At 67.1% G+C, this 15,609-nt stretch carries 17 protein-coding genes and 1 riboswitch; of the genes, 13 read left to right on the top strand and 4 right to left on the bottom strand.

Going from position 1 to position 15,609, the window contains the following annotated elements:
* The first annotated feature begins 8 nt into the window (after positions 1-8).
* On the top strand, positions 9-557 hold the full coding sequence (locus AC1D1W_RS07520) for an RNA polymerase sigma factor (RefSeq protein ID WP_028277422.1): 549 nt from the start codon (positions 9-11) through the stop codon (positions 555-557).
* On the top strand, positions 554-1,363 hold the full coding sequence (locus AC1D1W_RS07515) for a hypothetical protein (protein ID WP_476943345.1): 810 nt from the start codon (positions 554-556) through the stop codon (positions 1,361-1,363). Before AC1D1W_RS07520 ends, AC1D1W_RS07515 begins: the two co-directional genes overlap by 4 nt.
* Before the next feature lie 123 nt (positions 1,364-1,486).
* On the opposite strand, the gene AC1D1W_RS07510 is transcribed toward AC1D1W_RS07515, so the two are convergent.
* Genes AC1D1W_RS07510 through acs form a run of 4 tightly spaced genes read right to left on the bottom strand, consistent with a single transcriptional unit; the run spans position 1,487 to position 6,765 of the window.
* Positions 1,487-1,981, bottom strand: coding sequence for a CoA-binding protein (locus tag AC1D1W_RS07510; protein WP_476943344.1), 495 nt, complete (start codon positions 1,979-1,981; stop codon positions 1,487-1,489).
* The gene (locus AC1D1W_RS07505; RefSeq protein WP_476943343.1) at positions 1,981-3,321 is read right to left on the bottom strand and encodes an O-acetylhomoserine aminocarboxypropyltransferase/cysteine synthase family protein; all 1,341 of its coding nucleotides are present in this window, start codon (positions 3,319-3,321) and stop codon (positions 1,981-1,983) included. Before AC1D1W_RS07505 ends, AC1D1W_RS07510 begins: the two co-directional genes overlap by 1 nt.
* Positions 3,321-4,529, bottom strand: coding sequence for a dimethylsulfone monooxygenase SfnG (sfnG, locus tag AC1D1W_RS07500; RefSeq protein WP_476943342.1), 1,209 nt, complete (start codon positions 4,527-4,529; stop codon positions 3,321-3,323). Before sfnG ends, AC1D1W_RS07505 begins: the two co-directional genes overlap by 1 nt.
* Positions 4,530-4,539: 10 nt before the next feature.
* A complete protein-coding gene (gene acs / locus AC1D1W_RS07495) occupies positions 4,540-6,765 on the bottom strand; it encodes an acetate--CoA ligase (RefSeq protein ID WP_476943341.1) in 2,226 nt (741 codons plus the stop codon).
* Between the two features lie 308 nt (positions 6,766-7,073).
* Between acs and AC1D1W_RS07490 the strand changes: the two genes are divergently transcribed.
* The 11 genes from AC1D1W_RS07490 (at position 7,074) to AC1D1W_RS07440 (ending at position 15,388) form a co-directional block, all read left to right on the top strand.
* Positions 7,074-7,499 carry a CoA-binding protein gene (locus tag AC1D1W_RS07490; RefSeq protein ID WP_028277991.1) on the top strand — a complete coding sequence of 142 codons (426 nt, stop codon included), beginning with the start codon at positions 7,074-7,076 and terminating at the stop codon, positions 7,497-7,499.
* A gap of 97 nt (positions 7,500-7,596) precedes the next feature.
* A riboswitch (SAM riboswitch) is annotated at positions 7,597-7,687 on the top strand.
* A 139-nt stretch (positions 7,688-7,826) separates the two neighbouring features.
* Positions 7,827-8,636: a methionine ABC transporter ATP-binding protein gene (locus AC1D1W_RS07485; RefSeq protein ID WP_308197249.1), complete on the top strand. Its 810-nt coding sequence runs from the start codon at positions 7,827-7,829 to the stop codon at positions 8,634-8,636.
* A complete protein-coding gene (locus tag AC1D1W_RS07480; RefSeq protein WP_018776122.1) occupies positions 8,629-9,294 on the top strand; it encodes a methionine ABC transporter permease in 666 nt (221 codons plus the stop codon). The genes AC1D1W_RS07485 and AC1D1W_RS07480 overlap by 8 nt, the downstream gene beginning before the upstream one ends.
* Positions 9,295-9,340: 46 nt before the next feature.
* Positions 9,341-10,783: an LLM class flavin-dependent oxidoreductase gene (locus AC1D1W_RS07475; RefSeq protein WP_476943340.1), complete on the top strand. Its 1,443-nt coding sequence runs from the start codon at positions 9,341-9,343 to the stop codon at positions 10,781-10,783.
* A 32-nt stretch (positions 10,784-10,815) separates the two neighbouring features.
* Positions 10,816-11,685 carry a MetQ/NlpA family ABC transporter substrate-binding protein gene (locus AC1D1W_RS07470; RefSeq protein WP_223914529.1) on the top strand — a complete coding sequence of 290 codons (870 nt, stop codon included), beginning with the start codon at positions 10,816-10,818 and terminating at the stop codon, positions 11,683-11,685.
* 27 nt (positions 11,686-11,712) lie between these two features.
* Complete coding sequence (locus tag AC1D1W_RS07465) at positions 11,713-13,005, top strand: acyl-CoA dehydrogenase family protein (RefSeq protein ID WP_476943339.1); 1,293 nt, start codon at positions 11,713-11,715, stop codon at positions 13,003-13,005.
* Positions 13,006-13,066: 61 nt separating this feature from the next.
* Positions 13,067-13,477, top strand: a complete 411-nt coding sequence (locus tag AC1D1W_RS07460) for an MmcQ/YjbR family DNA-binding protein (RefSeq protein WP_028277995.1) — start codon at positions 13,067-13,069, stop codon at positions 13,475-13,477.
* A gap of 3 nt (positions 13,478-13,480) precedes the next feature.
* Positions 13,481-14,026, top strand: coding sequence for a DUF1990 family protein (locus AC1D1W_RS07455; RefSeq protein WP_476943338.1), 546 nt, complete (start codon positions 13,481-13,483; stop codon positions 14,024-14,026).
* A 14-nt stretch (positions 14,027-14,040) separates the two neighbouring features.
* Positions 14,041-14,643 carry a tetratricopeptide repeat protein gene (locus AC1D1W_RS07450; RefSeq protein WP_243181450.1) on the top strand — a complete coding sequence of 201 codons (603 nt, stop codon included), beginning with the start codon at positions 14,041-14,043 and terminating at the stop codon, positions 14,641-14,643.
* A 79-nt stretch (positions 14,644-14,722) separates the two neighbouring features.
* Positions 14,723-15,040 (top strand): putative quinol monooxygenase, encoded by a 318-nt coding sequence (locus AC1D1W_RS07445; RefSeq protein ID WP_079555298.1) that lies wholly within the window; start codon positions 14,723-14,725, stop codon positions 15,038-15,040.
* A 54-nt stretch (positions 15,041-15,094) separates the two neighbouring features.
* Positions 15,095-15,388: a DUF503 domain-containing protein gene (locus AC1D1W_RS07440; RefSeq protein WP_028277999.1), complete on the top strand. Its 294-nt coding sequence runs from the start codon at positions 15,095-15,097 to the stop codon at positions 15,386-15,388.
* Positions 15,389-15,609: the final 221 nt, after the last annotated feature.

Below are 15,609 nucleotides of genomic sequence, written 5' to 3'. Positions count from 1 at the left end.
ACAGCCTCTTGGCACAGCAGCTAAGCGATGACGAATTGTCAGCCGCCTTAGCTGGTGACCCTTCAGGTTTCAGCGCGGTGTACACGGTTATTTCCCCGGCCGTGTTGGGCTACTTCCGGGCCCGGGGCGTGGACGACGCCGAGGCCCTGACCCAGGATGTGTTCGTGGACGTCCTGCCAAAGCTGGCCGGCGTCAGCGGCGGCCACGCAGGTCTAAGGACCTTCATTTTCTCCGTCGCCCACGCGCGGCTGGTCGACTACAGGCGGCGGGCAGAACGCACTCCGCATTTGGCCGAATACGATCCCCTGAACGACGCCAGGTACTCGGCATCCGCCGAGGACGAAGTGCTCGGATCTCTGGGCGGTATCTCGGACACTCTCGCGAGGCTCAATGAGGAGCAGCGCGAAGTTCTGGTCCTGCGGATCGTCGCGGACCTTTCCATCGAACAGGTGGCCGGCATCATGGACAAGACGCCGGGTGCCATCAAGCAGCTTCAGCGCCGCGGGCTCAGTGCCCTGCGCGAGCTCGTAACCGAAAAGGACCACGCAGCATCATGACCGGCACCCGCGACCCCCAGCAGGATGGCACCATCCAGGCGATGCTGGGCGACTCCGGCCTCGAATCCGAGGCCGAGCTTCGGAGCGCGCTGGAACAGCTCCGCGCTGTGGTCCCGGATGCGGCTCCCGCGCCCCGCGCCGACCTCGCGGCCCTGCTCGCGGCCGGGACAGCCGGAGCAGCCGGTGTTGCCGCCGTCCCTGACGCAGCCACGACGACGGCGCTGCCCACCGTCGCGTCCGCGAAGAATGACGCCGATGAATCGCTGCCGGCCGGGGTCACCAGCCTGGCCGAGCGCCGCGGCCGGAAGCGCCGGCTGGCAATCGTCGGTGGCGCCGTCGTGGGTGCCATGACCCTTGGTGCCGGCGCCGTGGCGGCATCCAGCGAGGACTTCCGGCACAGCGTCAGCCACACCGTCGGGGTCATCTTCCAGACTCCGGGCCACGGTACACCGGCCCCCGAGCATGTCCAGCCGTCGCCGTCCTCAGTCCCGGCCCTTCCCGCGCCCGCCGCGACGCCGGGTCACGGCACGCCCGGAACGCCGGGTGCTGACCCGTCCGGAGCATCGACGCCCACCACCTCCAGCACCCCGGCGGCCGGACACGCGCTCCCCGCCACGCCTCCCGCTGTCGGCCGCGACGGCATCCTGCCGACCCCCGGGCAGCGGCCCGGGGCGCCGGGGCTGCCCGGATCACCCGACCTTCCGGGCGGCGGCGGAAACGCAGGCAAGGATCTGCCGCGCGTTCCGGGCCACATCACGCCAACCCTGCCGGGCGTCGTTCCGACCAAGGCCCCCGGCCAGCCATAAGCCGCCCTTAAATTCCTTTGTTAACCCGGTTGCGCTATCACTTAGGGCGGTTCTGAACGCTCAGAATGACCCAAAGTGATAGCGCAACGGGTTGAGTGGCAGGTGGGTTGGCGGCGGCTGGAGTTAGGCCAGGACCTGCCGCTTCGAAGAGATGACGCCGGTGTTGAATCCGGCCAGGTGCAGGCCGCCGTGGAACCGGGCATGCTCGATCTTCACGCAGCGGTCCATCACGACGTCGAGTCCGGCGGCCTCGGCCTCCTTGGCAACGTCCTCGTGCCAGGAGCCCAGTTGCAGCCAGAGGGTCTTGGCGCCGGCGGCAATGGCCTCGTCCAGGACGCCGGGCAAGTCGCCGTGCTGGCGGAACACGTCCACAATGTCCGGGCTTTCCGGCAGGTCCGCGAGCGACGCATACGTCGGCTGACCCAGGATTTCCTTCACCACCGGGTTCACGAAATAGACCTTGTACCGGGTGGAGGACTGTAGATAGGTGGCCACGAAATAGCTCGCGCGCGAAGGCTTGTCGGAAGCGCCCACAATCGCGATCGACTTCGCCTGCCGCAGCAGGTTCAGGCGCTCCGGCGCCGAGGGGCCGGTCCAGGTCCGTTCTTCAACACTCATCAGTTCGCTCCGATCGTGCAGGCTTCAGCCTCTGGGGATGCATCCGGGGCTGCTGCTTCCGAGGCGGCGTCCAGCGCCTGGTCCAGGTCCCAGAGGATGTCATCGATGTCCTCGAGGCCCACGGAGATGCGGACAAGGTCCTCGGGGACACCTGCCGACTCGAGCTGTTCGGGGCTCAGTTGCTGGTGGGTGGTGGACCCGGGGTGGATGACCAGGGTCCGGGAGTCGCCCACATTGGCCAGGTGCGAGGCCAGCTGCAGGGACTCGATGAACTTCTGCCCCGCGGCCCGGCCGCCCTTGACGCCGAAGGAGAACACCGAGCCCGGACCCAGCGGCAGGTACTTCTGCGCCCGCTCGAAGTGCGGGTGCGAGGGCAGGCCGGAGAAGTTCACGTACGCCACGCGCTCGTCCGCTTCCAGCCATTCGGCCACAGCCTGGGCGTTCTTCAGGTGCTCGTCGAGGCGCTGGGGGAGCGTTTCCACGCCCTGCAGCAGCTGGAACGCCGACTGCGGGGACAGTGCGGGTCCGATGTCGCGCAGCTGTTCGCAGCGCAGCTTGGTGAGGAACCCGTACTCGCCGAAGTTCCCCCACCAGGAGACGTTGCCGTAGGAGGCCACGGGCTCGGTCATGGTCGGGAAGTTGCCGTTGCCCCAGTCGAAGCGGCCGCTTTCGACGATCACGCCGCCGAGGGTGGTGCCGTGGCCGCCGAGGAACTTGGTGGCGGAGTGGATCACGATGTCCGCCCCGTGCTCGATCGGCCGCACGAGGTAGGGCGTGCTCAAGGTGGCGTCGACGACGAGCGGGACGCCGGCGTCGTGCGCCACCTTCGCGAGTGCCGCAAGGTCCTGGACTTCCGAGGACGGGTTGGCCACCACTTCCACGAAGATCGCCTTCGTGTTTTCCCGGACTGCGGCGGCGTAGTCCGCCGGGTCGGTGCCGGCGACGAATGTGGTGTCCACGCCGAAGCGGCGCAGCGTGACGTCCAGCTGGGTCACCGTGCCGCCGTAGAGCTGGGAGGCGGCCACGATGTGGTCCCCGGCCTGGGTCAGCGCGGCAAAGGTGATGAACTCCGCCGCCATGCCCGACGACGTCGCCACGGCGCCGATTCCGCCCTCCAGGGAGGCGATGCGCTCCTCGAACGCGGCCACGGTGGGGTTGCCGATCCGGGAATAGATGTTGCCGTATTTCTGCAGCGCGAAGAGGTTCGCGGCGTCCTGGGTGTCCTTGAACACGAAGGAGGTGGTCTGGTAGATCGGCACGGCGCGGGCGCCGTGCTCGGCGTCGGGGGTGCCGCCGGCGTGCAGCGCACGGGTGCGGAATCCGAACTTGCGGTCAGCCATTACGCGTTCACCAGCTTGCTGGTAGTGCCGGCGTTTGCCGCCGGGGTCCGGGACAGGTCCAGTTCGGTGCCGTTCTTCCGGGCGAGGTCGGCCTCGAGTTCGCGGACGATGGGCAGGATGTCCTGGCCGAACGCGGCGACTTCCTCCTGGAAGTGCAGGTAGCCGGTCAGGAACAGGTTCACGCCGATCTTCTTGTACGCCACGATCCGCTCGGCGATCTGCTCCGGGGTGCCGATCAGCTGCGTCTTGAAGCCGTCGTTGTACTGAACCAGGTCCTCGAAGCTCGAGTCGGCCCACATGCCCTTGCCGTCCTTGGTGGACGCCCCGGCTTCCTGGACGGCGGCGCGGAACCCCTCCACGGCGGGCTTGTGCGCCTTCTCGACGATCTCGCGGAGGGTGTCGCGGGCTTCTTTCTCGGAATCCCGGGCGATCACGAAGCCGTTCAGGCCAAACTTGGGGGAGGGGAGGGCACCTTCCGGGCCGCGACCGGCGGCACCTGACGCCGCCACCACACCGGCGATGTTCTCCTTGAACCCGTCGAGGTCCTTGCCGTTGGAGAAGTACCAGTCAGCCACCCGTCCGGCGGTGGCCTGCGCGGCCGTGGAGTTGCCGCCGAAGAAGATCTCCGGGTGCGCCCGGCCCGGCACGTCCACCGGTGCCGGGTTCAGGGTGAAGTCGGTGATGTTGTAGTACTTGCCGGACTGGCTGTAGTCCTGCTCGGTCCAGAGCCCGCGGAGGACCTTGATGAATTCCTCGGTGCGGACGTAGCGCTCGTCGTGTTCGAGCCATTCGAGGCCGAAGTTGGTGAATTCGTCCTTGAGCCAGCCGGAGACGATGTTTACGGCGGCGCGGCCGTTGGAGATGTGGTCCGCGGTGATGATGTACTTCGCCAGCACGCCGGGGTGCCACATGCCCGGATGGACGGCGGAGATCACCTTGAGGCGCTCGGTGGCGGCCAGCAGCGCCAGGCTGAACGAGGTGGCCTCGTGCTGCTTGTCCGCGCCGTAGGAGGCGGCGTACCGGGTCTGGGTCAGGGCGTATTCGAAGCCGGAGTTCTCCGCGATCCTGGCCAGCTTCTTGTTGTAATCGAAGTCCCAGCCGGTGCGCTGTTCGATGGTGGACACCACCAGGCCGCCGGAGACGTTGGGGACCCAGTAGGCGAACTTGAGCGGTTCGGAAAGACGGGCGACGTTGCTGATCTCAGTCATGGGTGTTCCTTTACTTCCGGGTGGGGCTTGCTGTTGCCAGGAATTCCGCGGCGCGGTCGCGCAGCACATCCTGGATGCCCGCGATGGATGGTTCGTTCTGCAGCGAGGTGGTGTCGCCGAGCGTTGTGCCTTCGAACAGCTGGGTCAGCAGCCGGCGCATGATCTTGCCGCTGCGGGTTTTCGGCACGTCGGGAACGACGACGACGTCCCGCGGCTTGGCGATCGGCCCGATCTGCTTCGCGACGTGCGCCTTCAGCACACCCTGGATGTCGGGGGTGGCCGCCGAATCCTTCAGCACCACGAACGCGACGATCGCGTGGCCGGTCTTCGGGTCCGCGACCGGGCAGACGCCGGCCTCCACCACGTCCGGGTGGGTGACGAGCGCCGATTCGACCTCGATGGTGGAGAGCAGGTGTCCGGAGACGTTGAGGGTGTCGTCCACCCGCCCGAGGATCCAGATGTCGCCGTCGTCGTCATACTTGGCGCCGTCACCGGCGAGGAACCAGCCCTGCTCGGCGTATTGGCGCCAGTACGAATCGAAGTAGCGGCGCGGGTTGCCCCAGACCGTCCGGGCGATCGCCGGGCCGGGGGAGTCCACCACGATGAAACCCTGGACGCCGGGCGGCACCGTATTGCCGGCGTCGTCCACGATGCGCGTGCTGACGCCGGGCAGCGGGCGGGCCGCGCAGCCGGGCTTGAACGCGGCGTCCGTCGGTGCCGGGGAGAGGATGGTGGCGCCGGTTTCGGACTGCCACCACGTGTCCACCACGGGGGCGGTGCCGGCGCCGATATTGGTCCGGAACCAGCGCCAGGCCTCGGGGTTGATGGCCTCGCCCACCGTGCCGAGGAGACGGATGGAGGAGAGGTCGTACGTGTCCGGGACGCCGTCCGGGAACCAGCCCATGAGGGAGCGGACCAGGGTGGGCGCGGTGTAATACTGCGTGACCCCGTACCGTTCGATGATCTCAAAGTGCCGGCCCGGGTGCGGGGTGTTGGGCGTGCCCTCGAAGATGACCTGCGTGGCGCCGTTGGAGAGCGGGCCGTAGAGCTCGTAGGTGTGCGCGGTGACCCAGGCGAGGTCGGCCGTGCACCAGTGCACGTCCTTCTCCCGCAGCGCAGGGTCGGGGTTGCTGAACAGGTGCTCGAAGCTCCATGACGCCTGTGTGAGGTACCCGCCGGAGGTGTGGACCAGGCCCTTGGGCTTGCCGGTGGTGCCGGAGGTGTACATGATGAACAGCGGCGTCTCGGCGTCGAACGCCTCGGCTTCGTGAGTTTCGGAGGCCCGCCCGACGGCGTCGTGCCACCACACGTCGCGGCCGGCGGTCATCGGGACGGTGTCCAGCTCGTCCGCGGGAGTGGTCCGGTTGACCACCAGGACGTGTTCGATGGCGTTGTCGCCGGCGACGGCGGCGTCCGCGTTGTCCTTGACCGGCACGGCGGTGCCGCGGCGGAACTGGCCGTCGGTGGTGACCAGGAGCTTGGCGCCGGTGTCCTCCACCCGGAACTTCAGGGCCTCGGCGGAGAACCCGCCGAAGACCAAGGAATGGATCGCGCCGATCCGGGCCACTGCGAGGGTGATGATCACGGTTTCGGGGATGACGGGGAGGTAGATGACCACCCGGTCGCCCTTGGTGATACCGAGATCCAGGAGGGCATTGGCGGCTTTGGAAACCTCGCGCTGGAGTTCGGCGTAGGTGACGGCGCGGCGGTCGCCGGGCTCGCCCTCAAAGTGCAGGGCCACCTTGTCTCCACGCCCCGCCGCTACGTGGCGGTCGACGCAGTTGTAGGCGACATTGAGCCTGCCCCCTTCGAACCAGGTGATCTGCGGTCCGGTGCCGGCCACGACGTCGGCAGGGACCCGGCGGTGCGCGGTGTGCCAGGGCTTGGTTTGCTCCGTTGCGCCGCCAGGCAGGTCCGCCCAGTCGAGGCGGAGAGCCTGGGTTTCCCAGAACGCAACCGTCTCTGCCTGGACAGTACCCGCGGTCGCGGCGGCGCCGTGCCGGGGAGGGTGGTCTCCGGAGGTGGTGCTGCGGTGACGCGCCGGCCCGTCGGCGGGGACGCCGTGCACTGCGCCGTCCGTGGGCTCGTTCAGGGACCATCCCGAAGAGCCGCGAGAGGAGCCGGGCGCGTCACGCAGCCCTGCTTCGTTCGCCGTCGCGTCCGAAGTGGTTTGTGGGAATGCCTCGGACGCAGTCCGGGCAAAGGTGGGCAGAGCGGAAGAATTCTCAGGGGTCATTGCTGCACTCCATCGGTCCTGGCAGTAGCACCCCTTGGTTGCTCCGGCGCCCTCGAATATCACCGAAGGAGGGCGGAGCGGTTGCGTGGGAATGGTCGTCTCACGTCACCGGGGGGTTGCTGCGGCGTCATCGATCCAGGTCTCTCGGCCGCTCGGGATGGTCACTACCTACTAGAACTTCAGATGCACGATTCCGCAAAATCGGCGTGCGGGAGCGCCGTAATATTCGTTCACCCGGCATGCGTCCGGCCCAAATCATTCATTTATTCGACAATTGTCCGGAAAGGTCGCAGGAGTATGGTTGATGCATGGCCCATGTTAACGATCCGGCAGTCATTGACCGCCTCATGCGAACCAAAGGCACGTGGGCGGTGGTCGGCCTCACCACCAACGAATGGCGCTCGGCGTATGAGGTCTCCCTCTATGTCCGGGACCGGATGGGCATGGAAATCATCCCGGTCAACCTGCCCGGCGACGACGTCCACGGCGAGAAGGGGTACCGTTCCCTGACTGACATCCCGGCGGAGAAGCACCCGATCGACGTCGTGGACTGCTTCGTCAACTCCCACAGGGTGGGCGCAGTCATAGACGAGGCCATCGCGGTAGGTGCCAAGGCCGTCTGGCTGCAGCTGGGCGTCTTCGATGACGCCGCGACGGACCGCGCGAAGGCCGCCGGGCTGGACGTCGTCGTGAACGCGTGCCCCGCCCGCGAAGGCTGGCGCGTGGGCATCTGACGGCCCGGGAATGACGATCAACAGATCGGGAAGAGTCGGTTACAAAATGTGACCGGCTTTTTCCGTATCCGGCCTCATGCCGTGTGAGATGGACTCGTAACCATCCCGAGCGGCTGAGAGATCTGGCTCCGTGACGCCGCAGCAACCCCCTCCTTTGAGGACGGTGCTACCGCCAGGACCGATGGAGAACCACTGTGTTCTGAGGCTCCCCGGCTTCGCTCAGCGCTGCCCGGAAGCCAGGACCCAGGGCTTTCCTCGGGCGAGCCCGGAGGAAATCATGAACACGCAGACAGCGGCAGCGCCGCGGCCCCGAGCAGGTGGGGGCCTGTGATCGAGATCCAGAACGTCAGCACGTCATTCGCCTCGGCCGCGGGACCTTTCACGGCCGTCGATGACGTCAGCCTGCACATCAGGCGGGGCACCATCCAGGGCATCATCGGGTTCTCCGGCGCCGGCAAATCCACGCTGCTGCGCAACATCAACCTCCTCGAGCGCCCGACGTCGGGCCGCGTCCTGGTGGACGGCGTGGACCTGGTGACCCTGTCCGACGCCGAGCTGCGGACCAAGCGGCACGACATCGGCATGATTTTCCAGCACTTCAATCTCCTCAACAACCTCACAGCCCAGGAAAATGTGGAGCTGTCCCTGAAGTTCGCCGGCGTGGGGAAGGCGGAACGCCGGCGGCGGGCCGCCGAAACCCTGGAAATCGTGGACCTCGCCGACAAAGCGGGAACGTATCCGGCCAAACTCTCCGGGGGCCAGAAACAGCGGGTGGCGATCGCCCGCGCCCTCGCCACCGGGCCCAAAGTGCTGCTCTGCGACGAGCCGACGTCGGCCGTGGATCCCCGGACGACGTCATCGGTCCTGCAGTACCTGGCCGACGTCAACGCCGAATTCGGCATCACAATCGTGGTGGTCACCCACGAGATGAATGTCATCAAGGCCATCGCGGACAACGTCGCGGTCATGGAAGAAGGCCGGGTCGTGGAGCAGTTCGACCTCGCCGAACTCCAACGCCCCGGCTTCCACCCGGCGACGTCGATCGGCCGCTACCTGGTCTCCGATGAGATCCAGCTGGACCGCTCCGGGAGGGGCGCCCACACCACAGCCGCGTCGGAGGGCCTGATCAATGTTTGACCGCATCCTGGAAGTCCTGCCCGAAATCGGCGTCGCCATGGGGCAGACCCTCACCATGCTGCTGGTGGCCATCCCGCTGGCGGTGCTGCTCGGGACACCGCTGGGTGTCCTGCTCTACACCATCGGTCCCAACGGGCTCAAGCACAGGCCAAAGCTGCACCGGGTCCTGGACGGGCTGGTCAACCTGCTCCGCTCGTTCCCGTTCCTGATCCTGCTGATCGCAATCATTCCCGTGACTAGGTTCATTGTCGGCACGACCATCGGCACGGCCGCCGTCATTGTCCCGCTGACCCTCAACGCCATTCCGTATTTCGCCCGCTTCGTGGAACAGAACCTGAGCCAGCTCGGCGGCGGAGTGGTCGAAGCGGCACGGTCCATGGGCGCCAGCCGGTCCCAGATCGTCCGGGACGTCCTGATTGTGGAGGCGAAGCCCGGACTCGTCAGCTCCATCACCATCATGACCGTCAGCTTCATCTCCTACTCGGCGATGGCCGGCCTGGTGGGCGGCGGCGGAATCGGCGACTTCGCCATCCGGTACGGCTATTACCGCTACGAGACACCGCTCATGATCACCGCCATAGTCCTGATGATCCTGCTGGTCACCATCGTTCAGCTGGGCGGATCCTATGTTGCCCGGCGCCTGGACAAGCGCCTCTGAGCGCCGGCAGCACCATCGTCCCACCTCCCACAGCGGAAAGCACCCCATGACTTCAACACCCAGTACCCGTTTCGACGGACCCCGCCCCCGCCTGCTGATCAGCGCCTTCGTGATGAACACGTCCAGCCACATCATGGGCGGCCAGTGGCGGCGCCCGGAAGCCCAGCAGCACCGGTTCAACGAACTCCAGCTCTGGATCGACCTGGCCCGCCAGCTCGAAGACGCCAAGTTTGACGCGATCTTCTTCGCCGACGTCGTCGGTCTCTACGGCGACTACGACGGCGGGTGGGCATCGCTGCTGAAAAAGGGCCTGCAGGTGCCGTCCAACGACCCCCTTATCCTGCTCTCCGCGCTCGCGACCGGAACGCGGGAGATCGGACTGGCCGCGACGTCGTCGGTGATTCAGAGCCACCCGTTCCAGTTCGCCCGGCAGATGTCCACCCTGGATCACATCAGCGACGGCCGGGTGGCCTGGAACATCGTCACCAGCGTGCTGGAAAACGCGCACCGGAACTTCAACGCCACCGAGCTGACCAGGCATGACGAACGCTACGACTGGGCGGACGAATACGTCGAGGCCGCCTACAAATTGTGGGAAGGATCCTGGGAGGACGACGCGCTGCTCCGGGACAAGGCGACCGGAGTCCACGCGGACCCGGAGAAAGTCAGCAAGATCTACCACCGCGGACCCCGGTACTCGATCGACGGACCCCACCTCGCGGCCCCTTCGCCGCAACGCACCCCGGTGCTTTTCCAGGCCGGGAGCTCCGGCCGCGGCCAGCAGTTCTGCGCCGCCAACGCCGAGGCCACCTTCACCCTCGCGCCGAGCACCGAGGTGGCCGCGAAGTACACCGCGGCAGTCCGGGAACAGGCCGTTGCCGCCGGCCGCCATCCGGATGACGTGAAGTTCCTCCAGGGCATGCACTTCGTGGTGGGCGGCACCGAAGCCGAGGCGCACCGCAAGGCCGATGAGCTCGAGGACAGCCTGGACATTGAGGCCCTGCTGGCCCACGTGGGCGGCGGGTTCGGCGTCGACCTCGGCGGCCTGCCGCTGGACACCCCGCTCGGGGACCTTGAAACGGAAGGCAGCCAGGGACATCTCACGGCCATCCGCGCCTCCGTCCGCGGCGGCAACCCCACCCTCCGCGACATTGCGCTCTACCGCAGCCGGGCCAACCGGGTGGTGGGAACGCCGGACCAGATTGCCGACCGTCTCGAGCAGTGGCAGGACGCCGGAATCGACGGCATCAACATCATCAACCAGACCATCCCCGGCTCCTACACCGACTTCATCGACGGGGTGCTGCCGGAACTGCGCAGCCGAGGCCTCGTCCAGACGGGCTACGCGCCGGGAACCCTGCGCGAGAAGCTCTTCGGCGCCGGGCCGCGGCTCAACGGACGCCACCCCGCCGCGGCCTTCCGGGGAGCCTTCACCGAATTCTCCGCGGCGGCCGAAAACCAGCCCGCCAGCGTTACCGCCCAGTCATAGCTCAGCGCGAATCACCACAAAGGACCAAGACCATGCAGCGTAGAAATTTCCTCAAATATGCCCTCGCCGGCGCCGGCGCAGTCTCCGCCGCGGCACTGACCGGCTGCGGCCTCACCAACCCCGGCGGTGCCGGCGCCAGCGGCGGCAAGACGATCAAGATTATCGTCACCGAGTCCGCCCCGTACCAGGAACCGACCAAGCTGGCCCAGAAACTGCTCGCGGCCCAGGGCTGGACTCTGGAGCCCACGTACGTCACGGACATCATCCAGCCCAACCTGGCCGTGGCCAACGGCGAATTCGACGCCAACTTCTTCCAGCACAACGCCTACCTGAAACAGTTCAACCAGGACAAGGGCCTGGAGAACGTGGGACTGTTCTACGTCTACAGCGCCCCGGGCGGCATCTGGTCTGACAAGTACAAGTCCCTGAACGAGCTCCCGGACGGCGCCAAGATCGGCATTCCCGTGGACCCGGCGAACAACGGCCGTGCCCTGTTCATGCTGCGCGACGCCGGCCTGCTGGAGCTGTCGGACGCCACCGTGATCCACACCTCGCAAAAGAACATCACGGCCAACCCGAAGAAGCTGCAGTTCGTGGAAGTGGACCAGCAGTCCCTCGCCAAGACCCTTCCCGATGTCGACGCCGGCTTCCTGGTCGCCCGGATGGCCGCCGATGCCGGGCACAGCAAGGACGACGCACTGGCCTTCGAAACGGATGCGGACCAGGTCCCGTTCCGGATCGTGGTTGCCGGGCGGAAGGATTTTGCCGGGTCGGAGAAGGCCGCGGCCCTCAAGGCCGCCTTCCAGTCCCCGGAGGTCAAAGCCTGGTTTGCCAGCTACCAGAAGGGCATCCTGCCCACCCCCTGGGACCAGGACCCCGCCGCCGACGCCGCCAAGCTCTAGCCCGGCCAACAGCAACCAAGGGAACGCATGTCCTACGCAGCAGAGACCACAGCCCCCGMAGCACACTCGGCACCACCAGCACCATCGGCCGCAGCCGCCTACATCGAGGCGCCGTCGGCCGAAGCCGCCTACGAGAGGTTGGCGCGGCGTTTCCGGCCCGTCTTTGCCCGGATCGCGGAGGGCGCGCTGGCCCGCGAACAGGACCGGGTCCTGCCCTTCGAACAGGTCCGCTGGCTGAACGAGGAAGGCTTCGGCCGGCTGCGGGTGCCCACGGAACACGGCGGCGACGGCATCGGCTTCGAGCCCTTCTTCCGGCTGCTCATCGAACTCGCCGAGGCGGATTCCTCCGTGGCCCACCTCTACCGCTCGCACTTCGCGTTCGTGGAAACCGTCGGCCTGGAATCCGAGGGCTTCCGGAACCGCTGGTACCCGAAAGTGGTGGCCGGCGAGATCTTTGGAAACGCCGCCACGGAGAAATCCGGCAATGTCCTCGGCACCACCGGAACCAAGCTGACGCGCCACGGCGGGGACTGGCTCCTGAACGGCAGGAAGTACTACACCACCGGCACCATCTTCGCCGAGTGGATTGCCGTCATGGCCAGCACCGAAGGCGTGGAGGGCCGCCAGTACGCCGTGGTCAGCACCACCCAGCCCGGAGTGGAAATAATCGACGACTGGGACGGGTTCGGCCAGCAGCTGACCGGCACCGGCACCACGATTTTCCGGGACGCCGTGGTGCCGGACACCAACATCATCCGGCGTTCGGAATCCACCACGCACGAGCCGGCCTTCTTCCAGCTGGTCCTGCTCGCCGTCCTGGCGGGCATCGGCCGGGCGGCGCTGGCCGACGCGAGGGCGCTGGTCCGCGACCGCAAGCGCACCTTCAACACCGGCTCCGGCGAACTGTTCCGCCACGACCCGCTGATCCTGCAGCTCGTCGGCCAGCTCTCGGCCAAGGTCTTCGCGGCGGAATCCGTGGTGCTGGCCGCCGCCCGGGAGCTCGACGCCGGCGCGGACCAGAACCTGGACCTCACCCCGGAACAACGCTACGTCCGCGGCGAGATCGCGGTGGAAAAGGCGCAGCTGCTGGTGCCGGAACTCGTCCAGTCCGCGGCCCAGCAGCTCTTCGACATCACCGGGGCATCCGCCACGTCGAAGTCGAAATCGCTGGACCGGCACTGGCGCAACGCCCGGACCGTTTCCACCCACAACCCCGCCGTGTTCAAGGCCCGCACCGTGGGCGACTACGAAGTCAACGGCACGACTCCGGAAGGACTGCACAGCATCGGCGACGCCCGCACCGCCGCGCAGGCAGGGTGAGGCAGGCCGCAGCCGGATAGCCCGCGCAGCCGGGCAGGCCGCAGCCGGATAGGCTCGTGCCATGGACGTTGCCACCCTCCGCGAGATCTGCCTGAGCTTCCCCGGTGCGTTTGAGGACTTTCCCTTCGGGCCGGAGACATCGGTCTTCAAGGTGCGGGCACGGATAGCCGGCGGCACGAGGCAGGACGCCAAGATGTTCGCGGCGTCGGCCATGGACCCGGCCGACTGGTCCGTCAGCCTCAAATGCGAGCCGGCCCTGGCCGAACAGCTGCGGGCCATCCATCCGGAAATCACCGGCGCCTGGCATATGAACAAGACGCACTGGAACGGGGTCCGGCTGGACGGATCGTTGCCGGACGACATGATCCGGGACATGGTGGAGGATTCGTACGACCTGGTGGTCGCCTCGTTCAGCCGGAAGCAGCGGGAACAGCTGGGCTGGGCGGGACTCGCCAGGGGCGAGGACACATGAGCGGTGATCCCGGTGCCGGCGCGGGACGGGCTGAACTATCCGGGCATTGGCTCCACTGAGCACGGCCAGGCGCCGGCGGGCTTTCCCTGCCTGGTGTCCCGGGCATACCTCGGCGACGGCCCGGCACTGTACCGGAGGGTGGCGCAGGGGATTCTGACCTGGCAGCTGCAGAAACGCTCCGGGCTGCGCGTCCACACCGACTCCGACGCCGTCGTGCCCGGCGCGCGCGTGGTGAGCGGATTCGGCGTCGGACCCTTCCGGATCAACGCGCCCTGCGAGGTGGTGTGGGTGCGCCGGCCCGTGCCCGGCGACGGGCCGCAACGAGCCGGGTTCGGGTACGGCACACTGCCCGGTCATCCCGTGCGGGGCGAGGAGGCCTTCGAAGTGGAGATCGACGCCGCCGGGCGGGTGTTCCTGAAAATCACGGCCTTCAGCCGGCCGTCCAACTGGTTCTACGCGACCGGCCGCGCCCTCACGGGACGGGCACAACGGCATGTCACTTCCCGCTACATTGGGAGTGCACACGAACTGGCCGCAGGTGAAAGCTGATCAGGAGCCGAAGGATGCTGGAACAGAAAACCCTTGACCAATTGTGGAACTTCGACGACCCCGCCGGGTCCGAAGCCCGGTTCCGGGCGGCGGCCGCAGATGAACGCTACGACGCCGACGAACGTGCCGAGCTCACCACGCAGCTGGGACGGGCCATCGGGCTACAGGGCCGCTACGAGGAAGCCGACGCCCTGCTGGATGCGGTCGATGCCGACGAGCCCACCGTGGCCGTCAGGGTGCTACTGGAACGCGGCCGGGTGCTCAATTCCAGCGGCCACCCCGAGATGGCCGTGCCGCTGTTTGAACAGGCGGCCGAACTTGCTGACTACCTGGTCGAGGAATTCCTGGCCGTTGACGCGCTGCACATGCTCGCCATCGCCGACTCCGCCCACGCCGAGACCTGGACCAGAAGCGCGCTGGAGTACGCCTCCACGGTCCACGATGAGCGGACCAAACGGTGGGTGGTTTCGCTGCACAACAACCTCGGCTGGACGCTGCATGACGCCGGCCGGTGCACCGAGGCGATGGTGGAGTTCCAGCTCGCCGAACAGTGGGCCGACCGGATCGGCACGCCGCGGCAGCAGGAACTGGCCCGCGAGGCCATCAAGGCCTGTTGACGCGGCAAATGCCATGTGGCCCGGCGTTGTCATTCTGGAAGAATGGAACCTCCGGAAAACCAATGAAAGGCTTCAACAAATGATCTTCATCGTCGTCAAATTCAAGGTCAAGCCGGATTGGTCGGAGCGCTGGCTGGGACTCGTGAACGATTTCACCCAGGCCACCCGCCAGGAGCCCGGCAACCTGTGGTTCGACTGGTCCCGCAGTGTGGAGGACCCCAACGAATTCGTCCTGGTTGAGGCCTTCAAGGATGACGCCGCCGGGGCCCACGTGAACAGCGCCCACTTCAAGCAGGCTATGGCGGACATGCCTCAGGCCCTGGCCGAGACGCCCCGGATCATCAGCCGGCAGCTCGACGGTGACGGCTGGGACCGGATGGGCGAGCTCACCATCTAACCCCGTCTCACCCCGGCGAGGGGGCCGGTGGCGAGCAATGGATAGGCTTATGGCATGTGGATCGGCTGGATTGAGTTCGACATCCTTCTGGGCGACGTTCACAGCCTGAAGGAGAAGCGCTCTGTGGTGCGCCCGCTCCTGGCGGAGCTGAAGCGCCGCTTTGATGTCTCCGTGGCCGAGGTCGGCGATCATGAGCAGCACCGGCGCACGCAGTTGGGCGCCGGCCTGGTGGCAGCAGACCGGGCACACGTCGTGGAGGTGCTGACCGGCGTCGAACGCTTCGTGGCGGCCCGGCCCGAACTCGAACTCCTCAGCGCACGGCAACGGGAGCTCCGCAGCGACGACTGACCCCGCGGATTGCTCCGCCAACCCCCGTCGATTGCTCCGTAGTCGCCCTTTTGAGGCTCCATAACGGCACTTATGGAGCAGTCGATGGGCGTTGTGGATAACTTCTGCAGCGTCGACGCCGAACTGGTCTGATGAAGCCATGAAGACCGCGCGTCCGCTGCCGGTCGTTTTCCAGCGACGACCCTTTACCGTCGTCGAAGCGGCAGCGGCTTGTGTGTCAC

Source organism: Arthrobacter sp. P1_B4, from assembly GCF_056406555.1.
The sequence above is the reverse complement of the archived record's forward strand: the minus strand, read 5'-3'. Positions and strand labels throughout refer to the sequence as shown.